Source organism: Streptomyces sp. UC4497 (genome assembly GCF_054871485.1).
In genome coordinates this window covers 411,819-438,144 of record NZ_JBTYHB010000002.1, presented here as the reverse complement: position 1 = coordinate 438,144, position 26,326 = coordinate 411,819, and the positions used below count along the sequence as shown (strand labels likewise).

General features: G+C 71.4%; 24 protein-coding genes. 11 read left to right on the top strand and 13 right to left on the bottom strand.

What is annotated here, in order from left to right; genetic code table 11:
- The first annotated feature begins 34 nt into the window (after positions 1 to 34).
- Genes ACYSUO_RS04740 through ACYSUO_RS04725 form a run of 4 tightly spaced genes read left to right on the top strand, consistent with a single transcriptional unit; the run spans position 35 to position 3,543 of the window.
- Positions 35 to 1,018: a Bug family tripartite tricarboxylate transporter substrate binding protein gene (locus ACYSUO_RS04740; RefSeq protein WP_461774767.1), complete on the top strand. Its 984-nt coding sequence runs from the start codon at positions 35 to 37 to the stop codon at positions 1,016 to 1,018.
- A 14-nt stretch (positions 1,019 to 1,032) separates the two neighbouring features.
- Entirely contained in the window at positions 1,033 to 1,563 is a 531-nt protein-coding gene (locus ACYSUO_RS04735) for a tripartite tricarboxylate transporter TctB family protein (RefSeq protein WP_461774696.1), read from the top strand.
- A gap of 4 nt (positions 1,564 to 1,567) precedes the next feature.
- Positions 1,568 to 3,076 carry a tripartite tricarboxylate transporter permease gene (locus ACYSUO_RS04730; RefSeq protein WP_461774695.1) on the top strand — a complete coding sequence of 503 codons (1,509 nt, stop codon included), beginning with the start codon at positions 1,568 to 1,570 and terminating at the stop codon, positions 3,074 to 3,076.
- On the top strand, positions 3,073 to 3,543 hold the full coding sequence (locus ACYSUO_RS04725) for a GNAT family N-acetyltransferase (protein WP_461774694.1): 471 nt from the start codon (positions 3,073 to 3,075) through the stop codon (positions 3,541 to 3,543). Before ACYSUO_RS04730 ends, ACYSUO_RS04725 begins: the two co-directional genes overlap by 4 nt.
- A gap of 36 nt (positions 3,544 to 3,579) precedes the next feature.
- Here ACYSUO_RS04725 and ACYSUO_RS04720 read toward each other — a convergent pair whose 3' ends face one another.
- The gene (locus tag ACYSUO_RS04720) at positions 3,580 to 3,717 is read right to left on the bottom strand and encodes a hypothetical protein (RefSeq protein WP_461774693.1); all 138 of its coding nucleotides are present in this window, start codon (positions 3,715 to 3,717) and stop codon (positions 3,580 to 3,582) included.
- A 108-nt stretch (positions 3,718 to 3,825) separates the two neighbouring features.
- On the opposite strand from ACYSUO_RS04720, the gene ACYSUO_RS04715 reads away from it, so the two are divergent.
- Positions 3,826 to 4,437 carry a class I SAM-dependent methyltransferase gene (locus ACYSUO_RS04715; RefSeq protein WP_461774692.1) on the top strand — a complete coding sequence of 204 codons (612 nt, stop codon included), beginning with the start codon at positions 3,826 to 3,828 and terminating at the stop codon, positions 4,435 to 4,437.
- Here ACYSUO_RS04715 and ACYSUO_RS04710 read toward each other — a convergent pair.
- Both ACYSUO_RS04710 and ACYSUO_RS04705 read right to left on the bottom strand, forming a co-directional pair.
- Complete coding sequence (locus ACYSUO_RS04710) at positions 4,430 to 4,951, bottom strand: ribonuclease FAU-1 family protein (RefSeq protein ID WP_461774691.1); 522 nt, start codon at positions 4,949 to 4,951, stop codon at positions 4,430 to 4,432. The genes ACYSUO_RS04715 and ACYSUO_RS04710 overlap by 8 nt on opposite strands.
- Positions 4,929 to 5,864: a GNAT family N-acetyltransferase gene (locus ACYSUO_RS04705; RefSeq protein WP_461774690.1), complete on the bottom strand. Its 936-nt coding sequence runs from the start codon at positions 5,862 to 5,864 to the stop codon at positions 4,929 to 4,931. Before ACYSUO_RS04705 ends, ACYSUO_RS04710 begins: the two co-directional genes overlap by 23 nt.
- A gap of 71 nt (positions 5,865 to 5,935) precedes the next feature.
- On the opposite strand from ACYSUO_RS04705, the gene ACYSUO_RS04700 reads away from it, so the two are divergent.
- Entirely contained in the window at positions 5,936 to 6,301 is a 366-nt protein-coding gene (locus ACYSUO_RS04700; protein WP_461774689.1) for a GntR family transcriptional regulator, read from the top strand.
- Between the two features lie 127 nt (positions 6,302 to 6,428).
- On the opposite strand, the gene ACYSUO_RS04695 is transcribed toward ACYSUO_RS04700, so the two are convergent.
- Positions 6,429 to 7,523 (bottom strand): DUF5925 domain-containing protein, encoded by a 1,095-nt coding sequence (locus ACYSUO_RS04695; protein ID WP_461774688.1) that lies wholly within the window; start codon positions 7,521 to 7,523, stop codon positions 6,429 to 6,431.
- 162 nt (positions 7,524 to 7,685) lie between these two features.
- Between ACYSUO_RS04695 and ACYSUO_RS04690 the strand changes: the two genes are divergently transcribed.
- Positions 7,686 to 9,107, top strand: a complete 1,422-nt coding sequence (locus tag ACYSUO_RS04690; RefSeq protein ID WP_461774687.1) for a GH39 family glycosyl hydrolase — start codon at positions 7,686 to 7,688, stop codon at positions 9,105 to 9,107.
- A 33-nt stretch (positions 9,108 to 9,140) separates the two neighbouring features.
- Here the strand turns inward: ACYSUO_RS04690 and ACYSUO_RS04685 are convergent, their stop codons facing one another.
- The 5 genes from ACYSUO_RS04685 to ACYSUO_RS04665 form a co-directional block, all read right to left on the bottom strand.
- Positions 9,141 to 13,109 (bottom strand): lipopolysaccharide biosynthesis protein, encoded by a 3,969-nt coding sequence (locus ACYSUO_RS04685; protein WP_461774686.1) that lies wholly within the window; start codon positions 13,107 to 13,109, stop codon positions 9,141 to 9,143.
- On the bottom strand, positions 13,102 to 13,914 hold the full coding sequence (locus ACYSUO_RS04680; RefSeq protein WP_461774766.1) for a polysaccharide deacetylase family protein: 813 nt from the start codon (positions 13,912 to 13,914) through the stop codon (positions 13,102 to 13,104). The genes ACYSUO_RS04685 and ACYSUO_RS04680 overlap by 8 nt, the downstream gene beginning before the upstream one ends.
- Before the next feature lie 44 nt (positions 13,915 to 13,958).
- On the bottom strand, positions 13,959 to 14,963 hold the full coding sequence (locus ACYSUO_RS04675) for a glycosyltransferase family 2 protein (protein WP_461774765.1): 1,005 nt from the start codon (positions 14,961 to 14,963) through the stop codon (positions 13,959 to 13,961).
- 20 nt (positions 14,964 to 14,983) lie between these two features.
- Positions 14,984 to 15,814, bottom strand: coding sequence for a glycosyltransferase family 2 protein (locus tag ACYSUO_RS04670; RefSeq protein WP_461774685.1), 831 nt, complete (start codon positions 15,812 to 15,814; stop codon positions 14,984 to 14,986).
- A gap of 396 nt (positions 15,815 to 16,210) precedes the next feature.
- A complete protein-coding gene (locus ACYSUO_RS04665; RefSeq protein ID WP_461774684.1) occupies positions 16,211 to 16,621 on the bottom strand; it encodes a hypothetical protein in 411 nt (136 codons plus the stop codon).
- Between the two features lie 225 nt (positions 16,622 to 16,846).
- Between ACYSUO_RS04665 and ACYSUO_RS04660 the strand changes: the two genes are divergently transcribed.
- On the top strand, positions 16,847 to 17,656 hold the full coding sequence (locus tag ACYSUO_RS04660) for an SGNH/GDSL hydrolase family protein (protein WP_461774683.1): 810 nt from the start codon (positions 16,847 to 16,849) through the stop codon (positions 17,654 to 17,656).
- 35 nt (positions 17,657 to 17,691) lie between these two features.
- Here the strand turns inward: ACYSUO_RS04660 and ACYSUO_RS04655 are convergent, their stop codons facing one another.
- The 4 genes from ACYSUO_RS04655 to ACYSUO_RS04640 all read right to left on the bottom strand — a co-directional run bounded on the left by ACYSUO_RS04655 (position 17,692) and on the right by ACYSUO_RS04640 (position 24,046).
- The gene (locus ACYSUO_RS04655; RefSeq protein ID WP_461774682.1) at positions 17,692 to 19,365 is read right to left on the bottom strand and encodes a serine/threonine-protein kinase; all 1,674 of its coding nucleotides are present in this window, start codon (positions 19,363 to 19,365) and stop codon (positions 17,692 to 17,694) included.
- A gap of 49 nt (positions 19,366 to 19,414) precedes the next feature.
- Positions 19,415 to 20,950, bottom strand: a complete 1,536-nt coding sequence (locus tag ACYSUO_RS04650; RefSeq protein ID WP_461774681.1) for a nickel transporter — start codon at positions 20,948 to 20,950, stop codon at positions 19,415 to 19,417.
- The gene (locus ACYSUO_RS04645; RefSeq protein WP_461774680.1) at positions 20,947 to 22,305 is read right to left on the bottom strand and encodes a tetratricopeptide repeat protein; all 1,359 of its coding nucleotides are present in this window, start codon (positions 22,303 to 22,305) and stop codon (positions 20,947 to 20,949) included. Before ACYSUO_RS04645 ends, ACYSUO_RS04650 begins: the two co-directional genes overlap by 4 nt.
- Positions 22,306 to 22,483: 178 nt before the next feature.
- Positions 22,484 to 24,046 (bottom strand): DUF4331 domain-containing protein, encoded by a 1,563-nt coding sequence (locus tag ACYSUO_RS04640; protein ID WP_461774679.1) that lies wholly within the window; start codon positions 24,044 to 24,046, stop codon positions 22,484 to 22,486.
- Between the two features lie 324 nt (positions 24,047 to 24,370).
- Here ACYSUO_RS04640 and sigK point away from each other — a divergent pair, with 324 nt between their 5' ends.
- The 3 genes from sigK (at position 24,371) to ACYSUO_RS04625 (ending at position 26,085) form a co-directional block, all read left to right on the top strand.
- Complete coding sequence (gene sigK, locus ACYSUO_RS04635) at positions 24,371 to 24,913, top strand: ECF RNA polymerase sigma factor SigK (protein WP_461774678.1); 543 nt, start codon at positions 24,371 to 24,373, stop codon at positions 24,911 to 24,913.
- Complete coding sequence (locus ACYSUO_RS04630; RefSeq protein ID WP_461774677.1) at positions 24,910 to 25,689, top strand: anti-sigma factor; 780 nt, start codon at positions 24,910 to 24,912, stop codon at positions 25,687 to 25,689. Before sigK ends, ACYSUO_RS04630 begins: the two co-directional genes overlap by 4 nt.
- Positions 25,690 to 25,815: 126 nt before the next feature.
- Positions 25,816 to 26,085, top strand: coding sequence for a hypothetical protein (locus ACYSUO_RS04625; protein ID WP_425835700.1), 270 nt, complete (start codon positions 25,816 to 25,818; stop codon positions 26,083 to 26,085).
- Positions 26,086 to 26,326: the final 241 nt, after the last annotated feature.

Here is a 26,326-nt window from a genome sequence, read left to right as displayed (position 1 = left end):
GAATCCGAAACCGAACCAGTAGGTGGTGGCACACGTGCGCCTGCGCACACCCCTCGCCCTGCTCGGGGCCGCGCTGCTCGTCCTGGTGGGGCCGCCGCTGCTCACCTCGGGCAGCGGCGCCGACACCGGCACCCAGATCCCCGGCCTGCGCCTCATGGTCCCCAACACCCCCGGCGGCGGCTACGACATCACGGCACGCACCGCGGCCAAGAACGCCGAGGACGCCGAACTCACCCACAACGTCGAGGTGTTCAACCTGCCCGGCGCGGGCGGCACCGTCGGCCTCGCCCGCCTCGTCGGCGAACACGGCAACGGAAAACTCGCGATGTCCATGGGTCTCGGTGTCGTAGGAGCCGCCCGCTCCAACCACTCCCCGAAGACCCTCGCCGACACCACGCCCATCGCCCGGCTCACCGAGGAGCCCGATGTCGTCGTGGTCGCGAAGGACTCCCCGTACAAGAACATCAAGCAGCTCATCGACGCCTGGAAGAAGAACCCCGGCAAGCTGCCCGTCGGTGGCGGCTCCTCGCCCGGCGGCCCCGACCACCTGGCGCCCATGCTGATGGCGCGCGCCGCGGGCATCCAGCCGAAGAAGGTCAACTACGTCCCGTTCGACGGCGGCGGCGAACTCCTCGCCTCCATCCTCGGCAACAAGGTCGCCTTCGGCGTCTCCGGCGTCGGCGAGTACCTGGACCAGATCAAGAGCGGCGAACTGCGCCTCCTCGCCGTCACAGGACCCGAACGCGCCAGCGGCCTCGACGGCCCCACGCTCAAGGAGTCCGGCTACGACGTGGACTTCACCAACTGGCGCGGCATCGTCGCCCCGCCCGGCCTGTCCGGCACCCAGCGCGACAAACTCACCCACCTCGTACGGAAGTTGCACGCTTCCAAGGAGTGGAAGAAGTCGCTGAAGACGAACGGCTGGGACGACGCGTTCCTCGTCGGCGACGACTTCGGGACGTTCCTCGACGCCGAGGACAAGCGGGTCGTGTCCGTACTGAAGGAGCTGGGCCTGTGAATCCGGTAGAGCCCGTGACGGCCACCGAAACCCGCTCGGACGAGGGCACACGCACGTCCTGGCTGCGCGACCACTCCGAACTCGGCGTCTGCGTACTCCTCTTGGCGCTCGGCGTGCTCGTCCTCACCGACGCGCTCACCATGAACGTCGACATCGCCCAGCGCGGCCCCGTCGGCCCGAAGACCGTACCGATCGTCGTCGGTATCGGGCTGCTCGCCGTCGCCCTCCTGCTCGCCGTCGACGTACTGCGCGGCGGCAGGGGAGAGGCCGAGGCCGGCGAGGACGTCGACCTGTCCGAACCCGCCGACTGGCGCACCGTGTTGCTGCTCGCGGGCGTCTTCCTCGCCACCGCCGTGCTCATCGAACCGATCGGCTTCCCGCTCGCGGGCGCGCTGCTGTTCTGGGGCGCCGCGTACGCGCTCGGCAGCCGCCACCTCACCCGCGACCCCCTGATCGCCGCGGGCCTCTCCCTCCTCACCTTCGTCCTCTTCAACAACCTGCTCGGCGTCCCCCTGCCGGGCGGCCCCCTGATGGAGGTGCTGTGACCCCATGAACGCCCTCAACTCCCTCCTCGACGGCTTCGGTACAGCCCTCACGCCCATCAACCTCCTGTGGGCGGCGATCGGCGTCCTGCTCGGCACGGCCATCGGTGTCCTGCCCGGCATCGGCCCCGCGATGGCGGTCGCCCTTCTGCTCCCGGTGACGTACGGCCTCGAACCCACCGGCGCGTTCATCATGTTCGCGGGCATCTACTACGGCGCCATGTTCGGCGGCTCGACGACCTCGATCCTCCTCAACACCCCAGGTGAGAGCGCCGCCGTGGTCGCCGCCATGGAGGGCAACCCCATGGCGAAGTCCGGACGCGGCGCACAGGCCCTCGCGGCCGCCGCCATCGGACACTTCGCCGGCGGCATGATCGGCACGATCCTGCTGGTCGCCCTCGCCCCGAAGGTCGCCTCGCTCGCCGTCGACATCGGCGCGCCCGACTACTTCGCCATCATGGTCCTCGCGTTCATCGCGGTGACCTCGGTCCTCGGCTCGTCCCGCGTACGCGGCCTGGCGTCCCTGTTGATCGGCCTCACACTCGGCCTGGTCGGGTTGGACCAGATGACCGGCCAACAGCGGCTCACCTTCGGCTCGTTGCAGCTCGCCGACGGCATCGACGTCGTCATCGTCGCGGTCGGCCTCTTCGCCATCGGCGAGGCCCTGTGGGTGGCCGCCCATCTGCGCCGCACGAGCGGCGAGGCGATCCCGGTCGGCCGCCCCTGGCTCGGCGGCTCCGACGTGAAGCGCACCTGGAAGTCCTGGCTGCGCGGCCCGCTCATCGGCTTCCCGTTCGGCGCGATCCCCGCGGGCGGCGCCGAGATCCCCACGTTCCTCTCCTACGTCACCGAGAAGCGCCTCTCCAAGCACAAGGACGAGTGGGGCAAGGGCGCCATCGAGGGCGTCGCGGGCCCCGAATCGGCGTCCTCGGCATCCGCGGCCGGCACCCTGGTCTCGATGCTGACGCTCGGCCTGCCGACGACCGCGGTCGCGGCGGTCATGCTGGCGGCCTTCCAGCAGTACGGAATCCAGCCCGGCCCGCTCCTCTTCGAACGCGAACCGGAGCTGGTCTGGGGCCTCATCGCATCCCTCTTCGTCGGCATGGTGCTGCTCCTGGCGCTGAACCTGCCCCTGGCCCCCGTCTGGGCGAAGCTGCTGCGCATCCCGCGCCCGTACCTCTACGCCGGCATCCTCTTCTTCGCCGCGGTCGGCGCGTACGCGGTCGGAGGCGAGGCCATCGACCTCGTCATCCTGCTGATCATCGGCCTCATCGGCTTCGGCATGCGCCGCTACGGACTGCCCGTGCTGCCCGCCGTCATCGGCGTCATCCTCGGCCCGAACGCCGAGCAACAGCTGCGCCGAGCCCTCCAGATCAGCGACGGCAGCGTCAGCGGCCTGGTCAACACGCCGTTCTCCGTCACGGTCTACGCGGTCGTCCTGCTCATCGTGGCGTGGCCGCTGCTGAAGAAGCTGGTGGTGCGCGGGAGGGGAAGTGACGTAGACAGGACGGCATGACCAACGAGAGCCCAGCACCCGGGATCCGCCTGGCGACAGCCGCGGACGTGCCCGCCGTCAAGGCGGTCACGGACGCGGCGTTCCACCACTACATCGAGCGCATTGGCGTCGTGCCCGCGCCCATGGAGGCCGACCACGCGGCGAACGTGGCGGCGGGCCGGGTGTACGTCACCGGGGAACCGGACGTGCTCGGCCTGGTGGTGGTCGAGCCGCGCTCCGACCATCTCTTCCTCGACAGCATCGCGGCCCACCCCGACGCCCATGGGCAGGGGGTGGGCCGCCGTCTGCTCACCTTCGTGGACGAGCACGCGCGCGTACTGGGCCTTCCCGAGGTGCGGCTCTACACGAACGCACTCATGTGGGAGAACCAGGAGCTGTACCCGCGCTACGGATACGAGGTCGTGGAGCGCCGTACGGACGGCCCTTTCGACCGGATCCACTACCGCAAGCGGCTGGGGCCGTCCTGACGGCTCAGGGTCTGCGCAGCATCCGTCCGGCCCCGCTCACTCGTCCGGCCACCACGTCTTGCGGACGTCCTTGCGCACTTCGGGGCGTTCCTGCTTCATGTCTGCCGCATCCTCGCGCAACCGGCGCGTGATGGTGCTCGCCCCGGTCGGCTTGTGCATGGTCACTCGGCGCATGGTGCCTCCTGTACCTACACGGGCCCCAACGTGGTGCCGTTGTAGACCTGTTCCCGGAGCGTGGCCCTTCGAAGCGCAATTGTCAGTGGCGGATGTCACGGTGGGGCCATGACGACATTTGGGGGAACGCCCGAAGGCGCGATCGACTGGGACGCGATGGCGGGGGAATTCGACGACGAACCCGACCATGGGCTGCGGGATCCCGAGGTGCGTGCCGCCTGGGCCGAGAGGCTGGCCGGGTGGCTGCCGGAGCGGGAATGTGACGTGGTCGACCTCGGCTGCGGGACGGGGAGTATGTCACTCCTCGCGGCCGAGCGGGGGCATCGTGTGACCGGAGTGGACAGTGCGCCCGGGATGTTGGAGCTCGCCCGGCGCAAGCTGGCGGGGCGTGACGCGGAGTTTCTGCTCGGGGACGCGGCGGAGCCGCCGGTGCCGGCGGGGGCGTACGACGTGGTGTTCGCGCGGCACGTGCTGTGGATGCTGCCCGACATGGGGGCCGTGCTGCGGCGGTGGGTGTCGCTGTTGCGGCCCGGTGGGCGGATCGTGCTGGTGGAGGGGGTCTGGGGTGAGGTGAGTCCGGCGGGGATACCTGCGGCGCGGCTGGCGGACGCGCTCGCGCCGCTCGTCGCGGGCGTCCGCCGGGAGCCGCTGTCGGGGGACGCGCGGCTGTGGGGGCGGGAGGTCGCGGACGAGCGGTACGCGGTGGTCGGCGTTACGTGAGGTGATCCGGGAGGGGCTCCGGGAGGGGCGGGAACTCGCCTCGTTTCGCCAGGAGTTCGAGGTCGTCCAGGGCCCGCATCGCCGCCTGGGCGGCCTCGGGGGCCCGGTCGGTGAGGCCGCTCTCGGCGAACTCGTCCTCGTCCAGGCGGATCACCTGGCTGCCGTCCGCCGACACCCACAGATCGAGGTCGAGGTCCTCGGAGCGGATGTCGCCGTCGTCGGCGCGCACGGCGGGGCGGGTGATGTCGCAGTACCAGCCCTTCAGCGTGCCGTCGCCGGTGCGGACCTCCTTGACGGCGTACCAGCGGTCGCGCCAGTAGTGCTCGGTGAAGACGTCGCCGGGGGCGAACTGGACGAAGCCGAAGTCGCGTACGCCGTCGCCCGCCCAGGCGGCGCGGACGGTGATGCGGGTGCCGTCGTCGTGGAGGAGGTCCACCGGGTAACGGATCTTTGTGCGGCCCGCTTTGACCAGGTGGACGTGGAGGGCGGTGTCAGGGGGTGAGGGTGCGGACATGGCGGATCTCCGTCGTGTCGAGGGTGTAGCCGAACCATTTGTTGATCGCGAGCATCGGTTCGTTCCCGGCGTCGTTTCCCGTGTACGCCACCGTGATGCCCGCGGCGCGGGCCCGGTGCAGGGAGTCGTTCTTGGCGAGCTTGGCGAGGCCGCGGCCGCGGAAGGCGCGGGCCGTGCCGGTCATGCCCGAGACGTAGCGTCCTTCGCCGTCGGTGAGGGCCGCGGTGAAGGCCGCCGGGGTGCCGTCCACGACTGCGACCGTCGTCAGGGCCTGGTTGAGGAGGGGGTGGTGCCAGGTGTCGCGCAACCACTGCTCGTAATCGGTGAGTTCGGCCTGGATGTCGCCGGGCTCGTCGGTGGTGGTCTCCGCGTCCAGGTCGAAGAGGGGGCGGGGGTCCGCCGCGTAGTCGGAGGCGGTGCGCAACTCCACGTTGGGTGGGGCGGGTTGGCGGGGCGGGAGGGTGCCGGTCGTGAGGTCGAGGCGCAGGAAGTGGGCGCTGCGGCTCGAGCGGTAGCCGTGGGCGGCGGCCCAGGCCAGGTTGCGCGGGGCGTCCAGGGCCCAGCAGTGCACCTCCGTGGCGCCGTGCCGGCCGAGGTGTTCCTCCGCCGTGCGCAGGAGGAGGGTGCCGGCGCCGCGGCCCGTGTGCTCCGGATGCACGTATACGTTCGCGTAGCCCTGGCCCGGCTCCGGGCTGTCGTACGCGATACCGACCTGGGCCGTGCCGATCACCTCGCCGTCGCCGGTCTGCGCGAGCAGCTGGCGGTAGTGGGCGTCGGGGTGGGCGTTTGCGGCGGCGTACGCGACGGAGGCCGGGGTCGCGAGCATGGCGGGGAGGCAGGTGCGGCGGATCCGGGCGAAGGCCTCGGTGTCGGCCGGACGGTCGAGGTGCAGCGCGCGCACGATCACGGTCATGGGGGCGCACGCTACGCGCCGCGCGCCACCGGGTGCCTCCTATTTTTCGGTGCTGCGGGAGAATCGACCGCGTGACCTTGAAGATCCGCATTGACGACAGTGCCGCGCCGTACGAACAGGTGCGGGCCCAGATCTCCGAGCTCGCCCGGTCGGGGGTGCTGCCCGTCGGGTACCGGCTGCCCACGGTGCGCGGGCTCGCTGAGGAACTCGGCCTCGCCGCGAACACGGTGGCCAAGGCGTACCGGGCCCTCGAGACGGACGGGGTGATCGAGACGCGGGGGCGCAACGGCACGCTGATCGCGGCCGCGGGGGATGCGGCGGAGCGGGAGGCGTCGTCGGCGGCGCAGGCGTACGCGGAGCGGGTGCGGCGGCTCGGGCTGTCGGAGGAAGCGGCACTCTCCGCGGCCCGGGACGCTGTGCGCGCGGCGTACGCGTAGGCGGGGCCGGGCCACTCGTAGCGGTGCGCGGCACCGGGGTGCCGCCTTGCCCACCCTGCCGCCCAAGGCGGCAGATTGCCCAAGGCGGAGCGGCACCTCGAGCCCCGTGGCGTAAGGGGACCAGGGGCTACAGGTAGAGCCCCGCCTCGCGGTCCGTCCGTTGGTCCGGTACCGCTGTCGGAGACACCCCGCGGCGCAACGCGTACAGCTCCGCCAGCGTCGCGCCCTCGCGGCCCACCCCCTCGTCCGTGCCGAGCCAGTCCGTGGACTCCTGGCGGGTCAAGGGGGAGACCTCGATGCGGGCCAGGCAGCGGCCGGGGCGGACCACCGCGGGGTGGAGGCGTTCCAGGTCCTCGTTCGTCGTGACGCCGACCAGGACGTTGCGGCCCTGGCCCAGCAGGCCGTCCGTCAGGTTCAGCAGACGGGAGAGCGCCTGGCCCGCCGTGTGTTTCGCCTCGCCGCGGATCAGCTCGTCGCAGTCCTCCAGGAGGAGCAGGCGCCAACGCCCGTTCGCCGAGCCGTCGTCCTCGCCGATCGCGATGTCCATGAGGTAGCCGACGTCCGAGAAGAGCCGCTCGGGGTCGAGGACGCAGTCGACCTGGCACCAGTCCCGCCACGACCGGGCCAGCGTGCGCAGCGCCGACGTCTTGCCCGTGCCCGGCGGGCCGTGCAGGAGGAGCAGGCGGCCCGCGATGTCCTCGGGGCGCGTCTTCATCAGCCCGTCCATCGCCTCGGCGACCGGCGCCGTGTAGTTGGGGCGCACCTCCTCCCACGTGCCGGCCGAGATCTGGCGCGTCGTACGGTGCGGGCCGCGGCGCGGGGACACGTACCAGAAGCCCATCGCCACGTGCTCCGGCTGCGGCTCCGGCTCGTCGGCCGCACCGTCCGTGGCCTGACCAAGGACCTTCTCCGCCAGCTCCGCCGTCGTCGCCGTCACGGTGACGTCCGCGCCCCTGCTCCACCGGGAGATGAGCAGCGTCCACCCCTCGCCCTCGGCGAGCGTCGCGCTGCGGTCGTCGTCGCGCGCGGAACGCAGCACCCGGGCGCCCGGCGGCAGCAGCGTCGCGGCCGAGCGCACCCGGTCGATGTTCCTCGCGTGCGAGTAGGGCTGCTCGCCCGTGGCGAAGCGGCCGAGGAACAGCGCGTCGACGACATCGGAGGGCGAGTCGCTGTCGTCGACGCCCAGCCGGACCGGCAGCGCGTCGAAAGGGTTCGCAGACATGCCGCCATGATCCGGCACGAACGGGTCTCCCGCACGCAATTTCCGCAGCGTGCCCCGGCTTCGTACCGGCCGACACGCGCACCCCTGCTGTCGAACCTCGTTACGAGTCCGTGGCAGCGGAGCCGGTCCTTCCGCCAACTCCCCTCGTTACTCTTGTCCTTGATGGGACGTCATGGGTGGGAATCGGGGGCACGGCGATGGCGACTCATCGCCCTGCTCGGCGTGGGTATGGCCGTACTGGCCCTGGTACTGACCGTGATCAACACGCTGCCGGACGGCAAACAGAGCACCGCGGGCACCACCACCGACGGTGAGAGGGTGCACGGCACCCCCGGTGAGCCGCCGAAGGAGCTGGGGCCGCAGGTCGGCTGGGGGTTCACGCACACGCAGTTCTCCGCCGACGAGGGCTCGTCCGCCGCGACCGAGCGCGCGGAGAAGCTGCTGGGGGAGCGGCCGATGCCGCAGAACCAGCACATCATGGGCTGGGGCGCGAGCAACCCGGAGCCGGTGAAGGGGCGTTACCAGTTCGAGGAGATGGACCGGCGGATCGACTTCGTCCGCAAGTCCGGCGGCACGCCCGTGGTCACGCTGTGCTGCGCGCCCGACTGGATGAAGGGCGGCAAGGCCGGCGTCGGCAACACGGACTGGAGCAAGGCCAGCCTGGAGACCGCCCCGTCCCCCGAGCACTACAAGGACTACGCGAACCTCGCGGCGACGGTCGCCAAGCGGTACCCGTACGTACGGCACTTCATCGTCTGGAACGAGTTCAAGGGTTTCTGGAACGACGGCAAGGGCCGCTGGGACTACGAGGGGTACACGAAGCTCTACAACCTCGTCTACAAGGCTCTGAAGGATGTCCGCAAGGACATCATGGTCGGCGGGCCCTACCTCGTCATGGACAGTCTCCATCCCCAGCAGACCGACGGGACCTCCGATGCCGTCAAGGGTGCCTGGGGGCGGATGGACGAGCGGATCGTCGAGGCCTTCGACTACTGGAACAAGAACAAGGCGGGCGCCGATTTCGTCGTCGTCGACGGGTCCAGCTATACGAACGACGACGAGATGCTGCCGGACGAGTTCGCCGCCACCGACAAGTTCACCGACGTCAGCGAGTGGATCGAGCGCGAGACCGACGGGCTGCCGCTGTGGTGGGCCGAGTACTACGTGGAGCCCGCCGACAGCAGGGACGAGCGGCAGGGCTGGAGCGAGCCGCACCGCGTCGCCGTGCAGGCCTCCGGGATGATCGCGATGGTGATGGGCGGGGCGACGTCCGGGTTCTACTGGAACCCCGAGGACGAGAAGGGCGCGGGCTGCGCCGGCTGCCTGTGGCGGCCCACCGACCGCGCCTCCGGCGGCGGCGCGCTGCCGATGTACGGCCTGGTGTCGCGGTTCAACGAGGAGTTCGGGCCCGGCACGAAGTTCGAGAAGGTGTCGGTGGCCAAGGACGACGTGCCGAACGTGCGGGTGCTCGCCGACGACAAGGCCGTGCTCGTCGTGAACACCCTGAAGCGGCCGATCAGCGCGAAGATCGACGGCAAGCGGTTCGAGATGCGGGGCTATGAAGTGAAGTGGCTGCGGCGGTAGTGCTGCCGCAGCCACTTCAACCCCTGCGCGTCCTCAGTTCAGGCCCATCGTGATGAACCGCTGGATCAGCGACGCGAGCACCACCGCGAGCAGTGGCAGCGAGAACCAGAACGTGCTCTGCAGCCAACGGAGTTGACGCACGCTCGGCCGCAGCGCGACCCGGACCACCTCGCGCGCCGTGAGCAGCACGATCAGGGCGCCCGCCGCGAGCGCGCCCACCAACGACCACGGCGTCCAGGTGATCTGCGGCCCGATCGGCCCCGGTTCGGCCTTCGCGACCGGGCCCGGCGGCTCCTTGCGGAGCTGGTACATGGTCACGTCCGCGTTGACGTAGACCTTCTTCAACTCCTCGCGCCGGTCCAGGTTCTCGACGAGACGCGTGGGCCAGGCCTTGGAGTAGCCGACGTCCATCTGCAGATAGACGACCTGGCTCTTGTTGAGCATGAGGTACGAGTTGGGGCCCGCGTCCTTGAGCGCCTTGACGAGGGAGCCGACGAGCACCGGGTCGACGGGCGCGAGCGTCGGCACGTACTGGACCTTCTCCATGTCACGGGCGCCCCACGGCAGCGCGGGCGTCACGTTGTCGACCGTGTCGTTGCTCATCCACAGCAGCCGCACGGTCGGGTCGTCGTGGGCGTAGACGTAGTCCATCGCGGCGACCTCGCCCGGGCGGATCCGCTCGAACGGCTCGTTGCCCCAACGGGCCACCAGGAACCCGCCCATGAGGACCAGGCCCGCCATGAGCGCGGCCAGCGGGGCGAGGCTGATGCGGTCCTTGTCGCGCTCCTTCACCGTGGCGCCGGTGCGCGGGAAGAGCGCGAGGGCGGCGAGGATCGCGACGCCGGGCAGGGCGAACATAAAGACGCGCAGCGCCATCTCGCCGCCGTAGGACTGCATGCCGAAGCCCAGGAACGGCACGGCGGCCAGCACGAGCAGCGAGCGCTCGCGGTACTTCCATTCGCGGCGCCGCCACCAGCCCCAGCAGGCGAACGCGAGCACGGAGCCGGCGAGCAGCACGCGCGTGTAGAGGACGAGCTTGTGGCTCGAACTGCCGTCCTGGATACGGCCGGAGACCGAGGACGTCACATTGCCGCCGACGCCTCCGATCCCGCCGAACAGGTCGTTGAAGTGCCCCGACCAGTACGGCTCGGCGAGGAAGCCCAGCCAGACGACGACGATGACGCCGAACAGCAGCGGCAGGCCGCGCAGTTCGGACCTGCCGACCACGACCAGGACCGCGAGGACGCCCAGCATCACGAACGGGGTCAGCTGGTGCGCCGGGACCGTCGCCGCGAACAGGGCGATCAGGACGATGAGCAGCACCGCGCGCTGCCGTCTGTCGGTCGGCGCGACCTCGGTCTCCCCGGGGGCCCGCTTCGACCACAGCATCCGAGGCGCCCGGAAATACACCAGCAGGATCGCCACGAAGACCAGATAGAGGAGATACGTGAAGCCCTGCGGCGAGAAGTAGTCCTGGCCCACCCAGCCGCTCAGGACGAAGATCCAGACACTGGTCCACTTGGCGCGCCAGCTCGCCCGAACGGAGCGCAGCAGCAGGAACATCGGTGCCAGGTAGAGGAGTTGGATGGCCATCGGCCACCAGCGGATGACCTCGGTCAGATCATTGACGCCGCAGGCCTTCGCGAGGAACGCCGCCGCGGCGAAGAACCCGGGCCAGCTCCAGCGGGCGTCCAGGTCGGGGACCGCGGAGCCGGTGCGGTCGATGTAGTCCATGAAGCCCAGGTGCTGCCAGGCCGTCGCGAACCGCGGCTCCGCCTCGATGACGGCGGGCAGCGCGTGCAGGGACACGACCGTGGCGAGCAGCGTGAGCAACAACAGGCGTTTGTGCGGGCGTTCGAGCCACAGGAGCGAGGCGAAGACGCCGATGAGCAGGGCCGCGCCGAGCAGCGTCACGGGGGACAGGACGGAGATCAGTCCGAGCCCGCCCATCCGGTCCAGATCGGCCTCGCCCATCCCGAGGACGGGCCCCCAGTAGAGCCCGATGGCCGCCACGAGCAGCAGTGCGAGGACGACGACGGTGGGGGTGAGCCGCATCCGCTGCGCAGGTTGGGCGGGGCGTACCGGGGCGGCCGGATCCAGCTCCCACTCCAGATCCGACTCCGGATCGGCGGTCGGTCCGCGGCCGGGTCCGTATTCAAGATCGTAATCGGGATCAGAATCGAGGTCCGATTCGAGATCGGAATCGGGCCCGAGCCCGGTTTCGGGTTCGAAGGCCAGGTCGACGGCCTCCGGATACGGATCGGGAAGGACGGTCGAGTCGTCCGACCCGTGGATGTCGCTCGACGCCTGGGAGGCGGAGGCGGAAACGGAAGCAGGACCGGAAGCGGAGGCAGAGGCGGCGGCCGGCGGGGACGCCGACGTGGTCACCCACGTGGGCCTGCGCGTGCCGGCCGGCGGTGTCACGGGACCCGGGCGGACGTCGGGCCGCCGCTCCTGGTGGTCCAGATTCAGCTGCACCGCGAGCTGCAGCGTGTCCGAGTCCATCGCGTCCCGCAGCGCCCACTTGGGGCCCTCCTTCGCGGCCGGCTCCCTCCTCGGCGTGCCGAGGTCCGCCAGGTCGCCGTCGGGCGGCGTGTCCTCGGGCGTCGGCACGGCGGGCGCGGTGCGCACCACGCGCCACAGCTTCGGCGCGGCGATCGCCACGATCACGGCGAGCGAGGAGATCTCGGCGACGCCCGCGCCGGTGAGCCCCATCCGGGGCAGAAGCAGCAGCGTGAGACCGAGCACCAGCACGCACAACAGGCCCTGGAGCCAGGCGAGTCCGGAGGTGCGGCTCTGCGCGCGCAGCACCGCGAAGTACGTCTCCATGACCACCCGCAGCGCCGCCCCGACCGCGAACCAGCGCAGCAGCGGGGTCGCCGCGTCCGAGTAGGCGGCGCCGAAGACGTGCAGCACGTAGGGCGCGAGGATGAAGAGCAGGGCGCAGATCGGGAGCATGATGCGGGCCATGCGTCGCAGCGCGGCCCGGGTGTTGGCGGCGAGCTGCGCCGGGTCGTGTGAGCCCTCCACGGTCAGCGAGGCGCCCATGTTGATGGCCAGCAGGTTGACCGTGCCGCCGATCGTGGTCGCGATGTAGAAGTACGCGTTGTCCGCGGAGCTGACCTGCGAGGCGATGAGCACCGGCACCAGGTAGACGACGGCGAGCGAGAACAGCGAGCCCGTGTAGTCGCCCGCGAGGAAGCGGCCCATCTCGCGCAGCGACGGGGGTTCCGCCTTGCTGTCCGTGGCCGCGATGTGCCGCGGCACGAGCCGCCGGAACACGAGCAGGCCCAGCGGAACCACCGAGAACGCGATCGCGACGACCCACGACACGAACACCCCGGTCGCCGTGAACGACGCCGCGAACGCGACGAGCAGCCCCAGCTTCACCAGCGAGAACACCGTGTTGCCCACCGGCACCCACAGCGCGCTGCGCAGCCCGGTGAGCACCCCGTCCTGCAGCGTGAGCAGCGACCAGGCGATAACGGCGGCGATGAAGCCGAGCCCGTTCAGCGTCCCGTGCAGGAAGCTGTACGAGGGTCCCCAGATGTCGAGCGTGAGCAGGAAGATCAGCGCGGCGAACGCGACGGCGACCGAACTCCCCGCGTACGTACGGAAGATGACCCGCCCGGTGGCGTGCCCCGCGACCGGGATGAAGCGGGCGAGGGCCCCGGTCAGCGTCACGGCGGTGAGGCCCGCGAGGAACTTCATCGCCGCGATCGCCGCCGAGCCCTGACCGACCGCGTCCGCCGTGTAGTAGTGCGCGGCGGCCAGCCAGAAGCCGACGCCGAGCACACCGGAGATGCCGGTGTTCAGCATCAGCGCATAGGCGTTCCGGAACAGCTGGCTCCCGCCCCCCGACCCGCCCATGCCGTCTTCTGTGCCCTTCTTGCCGCGCCCCATACCGGGCAGCCGGAGCCGGCGGCCTGCGGGGGCCGGGGATCCGGCGTCGGTCGTGCTGGTCGGGCCGGCCTTGGCGCGGGCGGTCGTCGTGTCAGACACGGGTGAGTGGGCCCTTCTGGCGGAGCGGGCCGGGGATCAGGGCGGTCGCCCTGCGGCCGGCCTGCCGGGCTCTGCGGACCACGGCGTAGCCCTTGGTGAGGGCACGGTCCCTGGCGAAGGTACGGCCGATGGCACGGCCGTCGACGATCCGCTCGAACTCGGTGACGTCGGTCGAGCGGCGCACGGTGACCCGCCGCAGGGCGTAGGGGCCCTGGCGGCGCCGGGCCAGCGCGTTGCCGACGGCGAGCGACTGGGCGAACCCGGCTGCGCGCACCGCCTGCCGCACCCGCCGGTCGGAGTGCCCGTACGGATACGCGAAGGAGACCGGCGCCCGGCCCAGCTCGCCGGTGACGATCTCCCGGCAGCGCAGCAGCTCGAACTCCAGGTCCGTGTCGTCGAGTTGGTCGAGCTGCGGATGCGTGTGGCTGTGCCCGCCGATCTCCATGCCCTGCCCGGCGAGCGCCCGCACCTGGGGCCAGTCGAGCATCGTGTCGGGCCCGCCCCCGGTGTCGTACGCGCCGCGCAGCCACCCCGTCGAGACGAACAGGGTGGACGCGAAGCCGTGCTTGGCGAGGCTGGGCAGGGCGTGCGTGTGCACGCCCTCGTAGCCGTCGTCGAAGGTGATCAGGACGGGCCGGTCAGGGAGCGCCCGGCCGCCGCCGCGCCAGATCCCGGCGAGCTCGGCGGCGGTCAGCGGCGTGCAGCCGTGGTCGGCGAGCAGCTCCATCTGCTCGGCGAACTGGGCTGGTGATACCGAGAGTTGATGGGTCTCCGGCTTCGGATCGGGGGAGATGGCGTGGTACATGAGGATTGGCACGGCCCCGCCGTCGGACCACCGCTGCTGGGCGTTCACGCCGCCGCCTCCGTTCTCCCGACTTCCTTCGCGGGCGCGTCGATCTCCGCCACGGTGAATGTCGCACCCGCGCCGCGCGCCCGCCAACTGCCCAGCGCATAGCCCCCGGCCGCCGCCAGCACCCCGGCCACGATCGCCCCGGCGCGGCCCGCGCCCCCGGCCCGGCCGAGCGCGAAGTCCCGTACGCCGCGCGCCGCTCCGGCCGGCAGCACCCGCGTCGAGTAGGCACGCTCGGTCTCAAGTCCCTTGCCCGCACCGACACTTCGGGCGACCAGCGCCTTGGAGAGGCCCTCGGCGTAGGTGCGCGTACGGAAGTAGGCGAAGCGTTCACGGCCGGCCGGTACCCGGTGGTGGATGACGGCCCGGTCGTCGATCAGGAGCACCGCGTCCGGTCTCGCCCGCGTGATCCGGATGCACAGCTCCGTCTCCTCGCAGCCCAGCGGGCGCTTGTCGCCGTCCCGGCCGATGCCGGTCGCGAAGCCGCCCGCGATGTCGAAGGCGCCGCGCCGGAACGAGGCGTTGCCGCCGAGCACATTGCGCACCTCGACCTTGCCGCGCGGCAGCCCCTTGTACGAGCAGCCCACCACCCAGTCGAACTCCTCCGGGAACCAGCGGGGCCTGCGCCCCGAGGCCCAGATCGGCTCGGTGTGCCCGCCGACCGCGAGGACGCGCGGGTCGGCGTACCCCGCCGCGAACCAGTGCAGCCAGTCCCGCTCGGCGACGGCGTCGTCGTCGAGGAACGCGACGATGTCGCCGCGCGCGGCGGCGATCCCGGTGTTGCGCCCGGCGGAAAGCCCCCGCGGCCCCGCGTTCGCCAGCACCTCGACGCCCGGCTCGCCGTCGAACTTCTCGGTGAGACGGGCGAGAAGGGCCGGGTTGTGGTCGACGACGAGGAGCGTCTCCAGGGCGGCGTACGACTGTGCGCGCACGGAGTCGACGGCGGCGAGGATGTCGTTCCAACGGTCTTCGGTGTACACGCAGATGACGACGGACGCCGTCATCCGCGTGCCGTGTCGCTCCGTCAAGACCCGTCCCCCCGCACGAGGGTGAGCTTCGACGCGGTCTGCCTGCTGCGCAGGGCGCGACGGTTCGAGCGCTCCTTCATGATGACCTTGAGCACCCGCAGGCCGTCCCGGACGGCGCGCAGGTTGCTGGTGCCGTGGATGCGCAGGTACTCGTGGCTCGGTATCTCCTGGACCTTCAGGCCTGCCTTGACGACCCGGATGTTCATCAGGGTCTCCACCTCGAACCCGGTGCAGTCGAGGTCGATGTCCTCGAGGCAGTGCCGCCAGAACGCGTTGTACCCGTAGCAGAGGTCGGTGTAGCGGGCCCCGAACTTGGCGTTGACCGCCGAGCACAGCGCCCAGTTGCCGAGCTTGCGGATGGGCGTCATGTCGTCCGTGCCGCCGCCGTTGGCGAACCGCGAGCCCTTGGCGAAGTCGGCGCCTGAGACGAGCGCGGAGACGTAGGAGACGATCTCCTGGCCGTCCGCGGAGCCGTCCGCGTCGACCATGACGATGATGTCGCCGCTGCAGGCCTTGAAGCCGGTGATCAGGGCATCCCCCTTGCCCTTTCCGCGCTGCGGTACGACCACGACTTCCGGCCACAATTCCCTGGCCACTTCCACGGTGTTGTCGGTGGAATTCCCGTCCACCAGGACGACCTCGTGGATCCACTCGGGAAGGGTCTTGAAGACGTACGGAAGATTTTCCGCCTCGTTCATGGCCGGAATGACCACGCTGACCCGTGGCGCGATCGCCAGGTGCGTGGAGATGGCCCGGTAGCGGGCGGGAATTCTGCCTTCCGGCGATGTTCCCTCGGGTATCACCGGAGGCACAACGGAACTGCTCATGAGTCTGGTCCCTCTCGTCCGGTGGACCGCCCGCCCCCGGGCGGTCCGGCTTCGTGTCCGGTTCGAAAGGGGGGTTCTCACTGACGGCCGTGCCGGAAGAGCTCTCCGTACAGGCCGGGTGAGCTGGCATTGCACACCGGTTTGTCGGACCGGTCGCGCGGCACGCGACCCGGCTGCGCCGGACGCCGAAGCGAACGGCTCACCGGAACGCGGCACCCCCCTGCCGCGCCCCGCCCCGAACCTTCGCGATCCCGGTCCCTCCCCTTGATCGCATTTCCTGCTGGTCCGATGCGGGTGGATGTACGACGGTATTGATGATTGAGACTGTATGGCAAGACCTGGAACGAGGCCTCACGTTTTTATTGTTTTGGCCATTCCCTTAACTTCCGTCCCCTCCTAGTGGATTTTCCCGATCCGTTTACGAATCTCCTGGCCCGCGCCCCCGCGCAGCTGTCGGATGATCCATTGCAGAAGAAAAGCGGAAGCGCTGAGTACGGCCACGGCGATCACCCCGCCGTTCACCGACCAGCGGTGCACGGCGAGCATGCCCTGGGCGACCAGCATGACGACCGCGACCGCGCCGGCCACCGAGGTGAGCACCCGGGCCCACGGGTCGAGACCGCGCAGGGCGGCCGCGAACGCGGCGCCGGGCGCGGCGAGCAGGAAGAAGAGCGCGAGTGGCCCGCGCAGCGGGGATTCGGCGTGCGAGAGCGCGAGGACGAGACCCGCGCCTCCCGCGACGACGCCCGCCCCCGCGAGCAGCTGAAGGCCGTCCGATGAAGACGGCTTGATGCCGATGGTCTGCATTGGCGACTTTGCCCCCCGAAGCGCCGGATGCCGGGCTTCAATGTGGCGCAGTCCCGGGGCCGGCGTCAAGGACGCCACTGGGTCAACTCCGGAGCTTCGCAGTCCAGTTGGGTACCGCTCTACGGGCGTAGCGCCGTCGAGCCGAGGGTAAGTCACATCCGTGACATGAACCTGCAACAACAGTGGGCGGCAGAGACCCTGCTGATCCTGCTAAAGGGAGGTTCCATGAGATCTTTCCGGATTGCGGCCTACGTCTCCTCTTTCGCTCTCGCCGCGGTGGCAGCCCTGACCGGGGCGAGCGCCGCGCAAGCCTCCGATTCCGCCGCCGCCACGGGCTATGTGGCCCTTGGCGACTCCTACTCCTCCGGTGTCGGCGCCGGCAGCTACGACTCCGGCAGCGGCGCCTGCAAGCGCTCCACGAAGGCCTACCCGGCCTTGTGGGCAGCGGCCCACTCACCCTCAAGCTTTAATTTCACCGCTTGCTCGGGTGCTCGTACGGGTGATGTCATCGCCAACCAGCTCGGCCCGCTCGGCGCGGGGACCGGCCTCGTGTCGATCTCGATCGGCGGCAATGACGCGGGCTTCGCCGACGTCATGACGACCTGCGTCCTGTACGCCGAGTCCACCTGCGTGAAGCGCGTCAACGAGGCTCGTGCGTACGTCACTTCGACCCTGCCGAGCAAGCTCTCCGACGTCTACTCGGCGATCAGCACCAAGGCACCCGCCGCCCGCGTGGTGGTGCTCGGCTACCCCCGCTTCTACAAGCTCAGCGGCACCTGCGTGGCGGGCCTCTCCGAGAACGAGCGCTCGGCCATCAACGGCGCCGCGGACCTCCTCAACTCCACGATCAAGGAGAACGCCGCGACCCGGGGCTTCGCCTTCGGCGATGTGACCAGCACGTTTACGGGGCACGAGATCTGCTCCGGCGATTCGTGGCTGCACAGCGTCAACTGGGCGAACATCGGCGAGTCGTACCACCCCACGGCCGCCGGACAGTCCGGCGGCTACCTGCCCGTGTTCACCTCAGCCGCGTAGCAGGTTCCCGGTCCGCGTACCTCGGTGCGCGGACCTCAGTACGTGGGCGAACCGGTGGTGGCCCCGCTCGTCGGGGTCACCACCTTGCACGTGATGGCGTACGAGACGTAGTTGGACGTCGCCGCCACCGGGCTGCGCACCTCGACGCCGATCTGGTCGCGCAGCGTCCCGCCCTCCTCGTAGTGCGTCTGCGTGGTGGTGACCGTACGGGACTTGTTCGCGGCGCCCTTGGGCACGTTCAGCGTCTTCCAGCCGGGGTCCGAGGCCTCGCCGCCCCGCACCACCCAGCGGTACTGCACGGACGCCGGGGCGCGGCCCACCGTGATCGTCGCGGAGAAGGCCGGGGCCGCGGCGGCCGGCGGCGGGCACGGGCCCGAGTAACTGCCGCGCACGGCACTGACGTTGACCTTGACGGACTGGGCCGGGGTGGTCGTGTGACCGCCGCTGCCTGAGTCGCCGTCACCGCCGTTCCCTCCGTTGGTGGAACCGCCGCCGCTGCCACCGTTGTTGTCGCCGGTGGTGCTGCCGCCGGTGTCGCCTCCACTGCCGCCGCCACCGTTGTTGTCGCCCGTGGTGCCCCCGCTGTTCCCGCCCCCGGATGTGCCGCCGCCGTTGTTCGTGTTGGGGTCCGCGTCGCGGTTGAGCATGGCGTACGTGAGTCCTCCGATGGCGAGGAGGAGGATCACGATGCCCGCGATCATGGCTCGCGAGGCGCGGCGCGGGTAGCGGGAGTCGGGATCGGCGCCGACCGGGGTCGTGGTGGCCGTCTGTCCCGCGCCCATCGGGAGCGGGGCCGGGGGAGGCGTGGGCGTGTGCGCCTGCTGCGACGTCACCGTCGGCTGCGAATAGAGCGGGGAGGCCTGCACCGGGTCCGCGCGCAGGGTGCCGCCCGAACCGACGATGCGCAGGTTCTGCTCGGCCTCGGACGCCGGGGTCCGCTCGGCCGGATCCTTGCGCAGCAGCCCCTCGATCACGGGCGCCAGCGGTCCCGCGCGGCGCGGCGGCGGCAACTCCTCGTCCACGATGGCCCGCAGCGTGCTGAGCGGGGTGTCCTGGCGGAACGGCGAGTGCCCCTCCACGGCCGCGTACAGCAGCACGCCGAGCGACCACAGGTCCGACTCGGGCCCCGGGGTGCGCCCCAACGCCCTTTCCGGGGCGAGGAATTCGGGCGATCCGATGACCTCGCCCGTCATGGTGAGCGCCGACGTCCCCTCGACCATGGCGATGCCGAAGTCGGTGAGCACCACCCTGCCCTCGTTGGACAGGAGTACGTTGCCGGGCTTCACGTCGCGGTGCAGCACGCCCGCCTCGTGGGCGGCGCGCAGCGCGGCGAGCACCTCGGCGCCGATGTGCGCGGCGTGGGCCGGGGGCATCGGGCCCTCCTCGTCCAGCTGCTCGGCGAGCGAGACGCCGCGGACCAACTCCATGACGATCCACGGGCGTTGCTCCTCGGTGGCCACGTCGTACACCGTCACGACGTTGCGGTTCGTGATCCGCGCCGAGGCCCACGCCTCCCGCTCCAGGCGCGCGTACATCCGCTGCACCTCGGCGTCCGGGAGCCCGGCGGGCGCGCGCACCTCCTTCACGGCGACCTCGCGCCCGAGCACCTCGTCGCGGGCCCGCCACACGGTGCCCATGCCGCCCTCGCCGAGGGGGTCGAGCAGCCGGTACCTTCCGGCGACCACACGCTCAACCACGGGCGCCCCCATTCGTGGGAAGACAAGCAAGCGCGGCACGACAAGTCTGAACAAAAGTAGCTCAACCGAGCGCTGTTGCGGCCCCCCTGAACACCAATCCGCAGCCGAGCGCCACCACGACGAAGGCCGAACCGAACGGCACCGCGCGGCTCAGCCCACGGCGTACGAACGCGGCGAGCGGGCCGCGTCCGGGCCGCGGCAGATCCGCGAGGGCCTGCGCGATCCGGCCACCGATCCGCACCACCGTGAAGCCGACCGCGGTGAGAGTGAGCGCGAGTCCGGCTCCGTAGCCGAACACGAGCAGCAGGCCGAACCACGCCTTGCCGAGCGCGGAGGCGCCGACGAGCACGACGACGGCCGAGGGGCTGGGGACGAGGCCCCCGGCGAAGCCGAGGAACAGGGTTCCACGGAGGGTGGGTTGAGGCATCGGGTGCGGGTGCGGACGCGCGTGGTCGTGATCGTGGTCGTGCGTGTGCTCGTGCTCATGACCGTGGTCGTGGTCGTGGTCATGACCGTGTGTGTGCGCTCGGGCCGCCGTGCGGTAGCGCCACGCCCTGCGGAGCAGGCCCACCCCCGCGGCCGTGACCAGCACGCCGCTCGCCAGGCCCAGCCAGGCGATCACCGAGGGTGCGGCCGCGGAGCCGGCCGTGACGAGGATGCCCAGGGCGATCACGCCGAGCGTGTGCGTGACCGTCACCGACGCGGCGAGCGGCAGCACGTCCCGGAGCCTCGCCCGGCTGCGGGCCGCCGCGGCCGCCGCCATCAGGGTCTTCCCGTGGCCGGGCGCGAGCGCGTGCAGCGCGCCGAGGACCATCGCGATGCCGAGGGCCAACGCCCCGAAACCCGGGCCGAGTTCGTGCCGTGACACCAGTCCGGTCAGGGCCTCGGTCCAGCGGTCGGCGCTGCGGGGGAGCACCTCGGAACCGGCAGGACGGCCGCCGTCGGCGTCGGCCGCGCCGCCCGCCGCCGGGGCCGCCGGGCCGCCGGGCACGGCAGTGACCGAGGCCGCGACCCGGTCGGGAGGTGAGGACAGCAGGTCCTTCGGGTAGCGCGTCAGCCGGTCCGAGATCGACGTGGCGGGCACGTCCGAGGCCTTCAGCGTCATCCGGTCGCCGCGCGCGGTGATCTCGCGCCAGCCGGGACCCTCGGCGGCGCCGGTATGCAGCTCGACGCGCACCTTCCCGCCGCGCTTCTCGCGCGGCAGCGGCGCGGTGAACGCGCACTCCACGCGCAGCGTCTTGAGCCCCGCCTGGCCGGGGCGCAGCCGTGCCTCGGCCGTACGCACCTCAAGGGTGGCCCGACGCCCGTCGACGTCGGCCTCGGCGCTTCGCGCGGCACTCGCGCAGCGCTCCCTCGCCCACAACGCCCGCCCCCGCTCGTCGAGTTCGGGCCGCGCCTGCTGCGTCGGGATCTCCGCCAGGTCCTCCACGTGGTCGACGCGCAGAGCGTCGGAGCCGACGAGCAGCCCGTCGTAGTGGTTGACGGTGAAGTTGCCGAGCGGGTGCGCGGCGGCCCCCGGGGCGCCGGCCAGAAGGAGCCCGACCGTGGCGGCGCCGAGCACCGTGGGCAGGGCGACGTACCGCTTCCAGCGCCTCATCGTCCCGCCTCCTTCCCCGCGGCCCCGGCCAGCGCCGCCCGCGCGGCCTTCGCGCCCAGCGGCGAGAAGGCGGGGTTGCGGTCCAGCGCCTCGCGCAGCAGCTCGCGGCCCTCGGCCCTGTCACCCGCGGCCAGTTCGATCACGCCCCGGTGGTAGAGGAACGCGGCCTCGCCGAAGCCGGTGGCCGTGGCCCGCCGCGCGTACGGCAGTGCCTCCTTGTCCCGCCCGGCCGCGTGCAGCGCCCAGGCGAGCGCGTCCGCCGTGTGCACGGTGTGCCGGCGCTGCCACTCGGCGCGCGCCGCCCTGAGGCCCGCGGCCCGGTCGCCGTGCTCCGTCGAGGCGAGCGCCGTGTCCAGGTCGACGTCGACGCCGCCCGCCCGCGCGAGCCGCAGCCAAGTGTCGACGAGGGCGTACTGGCGCTTCGCCGCCTCGTCCTCGCCGCGCGCCTCGTAGAGCTCGCCGAGCTCCACCAGCGCGGACGGCAGCGGGGCGCGCGCTACGACGGTCTTCAGGTCGCGGATCGCGCCCGCCGTGTTCCCGCTCGCGGCCCGCGCCCTGCCGCGCCCCTCCAGGGCGGCGACGGCGGCCGGATCCGCGCGCAGGGCCGTCGCGTAGTGGCGCAGGGAGTCCTTGTACTCGCCCTGGCGCCAGGCGAGTTGACCGAGCGCGGTGGCCACGTACGAGACGTCTCCGGGCGATGTGGCGCCGGCGAGCGCCCGGCCCAGGACCTTGCGCGCCGTCGTGGCGTCGCCGCGCAGCTCATGTACGTATGCGAAGCGGGTGAAGCTCGGGATGCCGGGGCGGCGCGAGTCCGCGACGTCGGCCGCCTTCAACGCGCCCTTGTAGTCGCCGAGTTCGACGAGCGCGTCGACGCGGAGCGCCAGTGCCGCCTCGCCGTAAGGGTTGACCTTCAGGGCCTTGCGTGCGAGGCGCAGCGCTCCGTCGAAGTCGTGCCGGGCCGCGGCGAGCGCGGCCTGCCCGGCCAGCGCCGGGTCGTTGCCGGGGCGCAGCTTCAGGGAGCGGGCCAGGGCGCGCTCGGCCTGCGGATAGCGGGACGGGTCCGCGCCCACCCGCGCCTGCTCGACGTACGCCGTGCCGAGCGATGCCCACGATGCGTGGTCCCTGGGCTGGGCCTTCAGATGCTTCTGCAGCTGGGACACGCCCCGGTCGAGGTCGCCGGAGGCGAGCCGGGCCGGTGCCGGGTTCGGGGCGGTGCCCGTGGTCACGGCCTTCGGCGGGGAGCCGTCGTCGGCGACCAGGGCGCCCGCGGTGAGGGCGAGGGCGAGCGCGGTGCCCAGGGCGAGCAGCCGCCCGAGCCCCGACGCCCCGATCCCCTTGCCGGACAAGGCCTGCATGCGCGCTCCTAGGGACGTTTTCCGAGACATGAAGAGACGAAGAGGTGAAGAGACGAAGAGGTGAGGAGACAAAGAGACGGGTGGGAGGCGCGGCCCGCGGTGTGGAGGATCAGGCACGCGGGCCGCGCCGGTCAGTGGTTGCCCGGGGCCCGATCCGAGCGACAGGCCCCAGCGGTGCTCAGCCGGAGAACGGCGGACCGAAGCCCGCGCGCCGCCTGCTCCGGCCGCGCCACCACACGAGCGCGGTGCCGATCAGCAGGAAGCCGGCGCCGGCCGCCGCGAACGAGGCCGTCATGAGCGTGTCGTCGTCGCCGGAGTCCGAGGACACCGAGCTGCCGGTGAGCTGGTCGCGGACCTCGGTGTCGCTCTGCGTCGTGTTCTTGGCCAGCGGCCCGCGCGAGCCCTCCGTGGGCAGTGCCACGTACGGGAACGTCGACTCGAACTTCTTGTCGTTGGCGTCGACGGCGTCGCCCAGGTCGTTCTTCTTGCCGAGGAGTTCGCCCTCGACGACCTGGAGCTCGGCGTCCACGACGTCATCGGAGAGCCGACGGCCGTTCGGGAAGCCCGCCTTGTCGCCCTCGAGGACACCGAGACGCTTCGGTGAACTCGTCGGCGGTATCGACGTGTTGAGGCGCAACATCTCCGAGGGGCGCACGCCAGGCGGCTGGTTGAGGCCCTTCACGCCCTTCAGGAAGACGTCCACCAGGTCGTTGCGCGGCGTCTTCGGAGCCTTGATCTTGTAGATCGACTCGATCAGCTTGGGCAGCTCCGGCTCGGTCACGAACGGCAGGAACTGGCTGTCGTTCCACGGCGAGGACGCGTTGAAGCGGTCCTTGACCTTCTGCGGGTTCACCACCTCGTTGACCAGCGGGCTGCCGAGCCTGGACACCTGCTTCCAGTCGCCGCTCGCGTCCTTGCGCGAGGTCGTCGACCACACGCCGATGGTCGGCTGGTCCTTCGACTCGGTCAGGAACGCGGTGGGCACCTGGAGGGCGACCGTGTTCACGTTGTAGCCCTTGAGCGTGTCCCGGCCGACCTCGGAGAGGTTCCCGCCGTACAGCAGGTCGAAGACGCGCAGGTCGAGGAAGAACGGGTCGTCGGCCTGGCCCACGTACGAGGTGACGCCGCCGCCGACCTTCTTGACCGCCTGGTCGCGCAGCGTCTTGTAGTCGGGCATCGACGCCTTGCCGACGTTCGACGGCGCCACCGGGGCGTCGTCGGCGATCTTCGACTTGGACACGATCTTCTGGTCCTTGAGGCGCAGCAGATCGATGTCGTAGGTCTGCGTGACGTTGAGGTTCGGGTCGTCGAGGCTCTTCACCGGGCCGGTGTTGTAGAGGAACGTGTTCCCGTTCTTGGTGTGGGTCTTGAACGTCCACCGGTACAGCAGGTCGCCCTGTGCGTCGCCGTCGCTGTCGATGTGCACGTCGTACTGGGCGTCTTCGGGGAACGGGTAGAAGTTCGGGCCGCCCGCGGGCTCCTCGAAGGGGGTCCAGTTGGCCACCAGGGTGGTGGTGTCCGGCTTGTCGGGGCTCACGAACGCGTACACGTCGGTGTTGTCGTACTGGGGCTGGCCCGAGATCAGCGGGGCCTCGCGGTGGCTCGAGGCCTCGGCCTGCTGCGGGCCGATGCCCGTCGCGCCGGCGGCCGCGACACCGCCCGCGGCGAGGCCGCCGCAGACCAGGAGCGCCAGGCCCTGTCGCCGGTGCCGCATGCGTGCGCGGGGTGCGCCGCGTGCCATGTCTGGGCTTTCCGAAGCCGATGCTTTCGATGGCTTCGCTGACTGAGAGGTCATGGGTCCGTCCTCACGCGGTCCGTGCACGAAGTGCGGTTGACGCCAAGCCATTCGGCGCACCGCGCCCGGCGGATTGGTCGACCGCGGATCGATGCGGGGCGGATCGATGCGGGGCGGATTGATGCGGGGCGGGCCCGCGTTCCGCGCCCGTCCGCCCGTACTTCCTTCACGAAACTTCGCGGCGCCCCCGATCCGGACCGGGCCCGGCCGCGAACCACGGAGTGGGGGCGGCGCGGCACCGGGCCGCGCCGCCGGGCGGGAGGGGAACCGATGCGGGCGGACAAGTTGCTGCCGATGGTCGGGCAGGGCGACGTGCGGGCGTACGAGGAGCTGTACGAGCTGGTGTCGGGCGCGGTGTACGGGCTCGTGCTCCGGGTGCTGCGGGACCCGGCGCAGTCCGAGGAGGTCGCCCAGGAGGTGTTCCTGGAACTGTGGCGGGACGCCGCCCGCTTCGACCCGCGCAGGGGCACCGCGATGGCCTGGGTGCTCACCCACGCCCACCGCAGAGCGGTGGACAGGGTGCGCAGCGCCCGCGCGTCCCGGGAGCGCGAGGAGCGCGCCGCGAGCCGCTGGCACCGCACCGCCTTCGACGAGGTCGCCGAGCAGGTCGAGACCAACCTGGACCGCGAGTGGGTGCGCCGCTGCCTCGACGGGCTCACCGAACTCCAGCGCCGCTCCGTGACCCTCGCCTACTACGAGGGGTACACCTACCGGGAGGTCGCGCAGCGCCTCTCCGTTCCGCTCGGCACCGTCAAGACGCGGATGCGTGACGGTCTCACCCGGCTGCGCGCCTGCCTGGGGGACGCCGCATGAACGACCGGATCCCGAAGAGCCACCGCGTCCCGTGGGGCCCGCGTGTCCACTCCCTCGCCGGGCCCTACGCCCTCGACGCCCTGGAAGACCGCGAACGGGCCCGGTTCGAGCGGCACTTGACGCGCTGCGACTCCTGCGCCGACGAGGTGCGCGCGCTGACGGAGAGCTCGGTGCGGCTCGCCTGCTCGGCCTCCGTGGCCCCGCCCGCCGAGCTGCGCGAGCGGGTGCTGACCGCCGTACAGCTCACGGCCCAGGTCCCCGCGCCCCAGGCCCCCGCGGCGGACAGGCCCCGCACCGCGCCACGCGCGCGTGGGCTCCTCGTTCCGCTCGGTGTGGCCACGGGGGCGGGCGCGCTCACCGTGGCCGCGCTCTTCGCCGTGCAACTGGAGCGCACCTCGGACCGGCTCGACGAGCAGCGGGCCGCCGCGCGCGAGGTGGCGGCGGTGCTCGCGGCGCCGGACGCCGGTGCAGTCCGCGCGGACGGGCTGAATGTCGTCGCGTCGCCGGAGCGGGGCAGCGCGGTGATCACTGTCACAGGTCTCCAGGCGCCGCCCCGCGGCAAGGTCCACCAGTTGTGGCTCATGGAGCCGTCGGCGCCGCCGCGCTCCCTCGGTGTGCTGCCCGAGGACGGCTCCGACACGCCGGTGGTGGCCTCCGGCTTGACTCCGGACGCCTCCTCACTCGCTGTTACGACGGAGCCGAGCGGCGGTTCTGAGCGGCCCACAGGAGCCCCACTTGTCCAACTCGCCCTGGAATCGGTCGGATTCGGAGAGTGATCGCTTTCGAACCGTCAACCCCCTTACGAGGGAGGTGAATACTGCGACCGGGATACACGAGTGTCGCGCTGGGGCGATAGGGTTAACCTGCCCGGGCCGGGTGCCCTCGTACGGGTGGGGAGTGACATGGAACAGATAACAGTGCGCAGCAGGCCGCGAGTGCCTGCGATCACCTGCGGGAACAGTGCGACCAGTTCGCGCCTTGACCGCCATCTCTCGGTGCTCGGCGGTCCTGCCGTCCCGCAGCGCGAGACGGTTGAGGCGACGTCGCTGATGCGCGAGCTGACCACGCGTGACACAGCGCACGAGCGCAGCGGCAGCCGCGCGCGGATGCGGAGGGTTTCGCTCTTCGCGCCACTGCGGCGGCTTCGCCGCTCGCTGTTCGGCGGCCACTAGACAGCGGCCGCTCCAGCAAAAGACAAGGCCCGTATCGCGCCTCCGCGCCGTCCGGTTGTATCGCCGCGCATCACAGCGACCGTCATCCCCACGGCACGCGGCGGACACTCCGGCAAGGAGGACGATGCGGGCCTTTGTCATGCCTAGGCCCTGTCGCCAAACTCCCGTCTGCCCGGCGACGCCTGGCACGCACGCTCGCTGCGTTGCCGAAAAGCCCGAGTAGCTCCGCTACTAGGACTCT

Coding starts and splice junctions, on each gene's coding strand:
- ACYSUO_RS04730 (WP_461774695.1), top strand. CDS start 1,568: ATGAACGCCCTCAACTCCCTCCTCGACGGCTTCGGTACAGCCCTCACG.
- ACYSUO_RS04725 (WP_461774694.1), top strand. CDS start 3,073: ATGACCAACGAGAGCCCAGCACCCGGGATCCGCCTGGCGACAGCCGCG.
- ACYSUO_RS04720 (WP_461774693.1), bottom strand. CDS start 3,717: ATGCGCCGAGTGACCATGCACAAGCCGACCGGGGCGAGCACCATCACG.
- ACYSUO_RS04715 (WP_461774692.1), top strand. CDS start 3,826: ATGACGACATTTGGGGGAACGCCCGAAGGCGCGATCGACTGGGACGCG.
- ACYSUO_RS04710 (WP_461774691.1), bottom strand. CDS start 4,951: ATGTCCGCACCCTCACCCCCTGACACCGCCCTCCACGTCCACCTGGTC.
- ACYSUO_RS04705 (WP_461774690.1), bottom strand. CDS start 5,864: ATGACCGTGATCGTGCGCGCGCTGCACCTCGACCGTCCGGCCGACACC.
- ACYSUO_RS04695 (WP_461774688.1), bottom strand. CDS start 7,523: ATGTCTGCGAACCCTTTCGACGCGCTGCCGGTCCGGCTGGGCGTCGAC.
- ACYSUO_RS04690 (WP_461774687.1), top strand. CDS start 7,686: ATGGGACGTCATGGGTGGGAATCGGGGGCACGGCGATGGCGACTCATC.
- ACYSUO_RS04680 (WP_461774766.1), bottom strand. CDS start 13,914: ATGTACCACGCCATCTCCCCCGATCCGAAGCCGGAGACCCATCAACTC.
- ACYSUO_RS04675 (WP_461774765.1), bottom strand. CDS start 14,963: ATGACGGCGTCCGTCGTCATCTGCGTGTACACCGAAGACCGTTGGAAC.
- ACYSUO_RS04670 (WP_461774685.1), bottom strand. CDS start 15,814: ATGAGCAGTTCCGTTGTGCCTCCGGTGATACCCGAGGGAACATCGCCG.
- ACYSUO_RS04665 (WP_461774684.1), bottom strand. CDS start 16,621: ATGCAGACCATCGGCATCAAGCCGTCTTCATCGGACGGCCTTCAGCTG.
- ACYSUO_RS04660 (WP_461774683.1), top strand. CDS start 16,847: ATGAGATCTTTCCGGATTGCGGCCTACGTCTCCTCTTTCGCTCTCGCC.
- ACYSUO_RS04655 (WP_461774682.1), bottom strand. CDS start 19,365: ATGGGGGCGCCCGTGGTTGAGCGTGTGGTCGCCGGAAGGTACCGGCTG.
- ACYSUO_RS04650 (WP_461774681.1), bottom strand. CDS start 20,950: ATGAGGCGCTGGAAGCGGTACGTCGCCCTGCCCACGGTGCTCGGCGCC.
- ACYSUO_RS04645 (WP_461774680.1), bottom strand. CDS start 22,305: ATGCAGGCCTTGTCCGGCAAGGGGATCGGGGCGTCGGGGCTCGGGCGG.
- ACYSUO_RS04640 (WP_461774679.1), bottom strand. CDS start 24,046: ATGGCACGCGGCGCACCCCGCGCACGCATGCGGCACCGGCGACAGGGC.
- sigK (WP_461774678.1), top strand. CDS start 24,371: ATGCGGGCGGACAAGTTGCTGCCGATGGTCGGGCAGGGCGACGTGCGG.
- ACYSUO_RS04630 (WP_461774677.1), top strand. CDS start 24,910: ATGAACGACCGGATCCCGAAGAGCCACCGCGTCCCGTGGGGCCCGCGT.
- ACYSUO_RS04625 (WP_425835700.1), top strand. CDS start 25,816: ATGGAACAGATAACAGTGCGCAGCAGGCCGCGAGTGCCTGCGATCACC.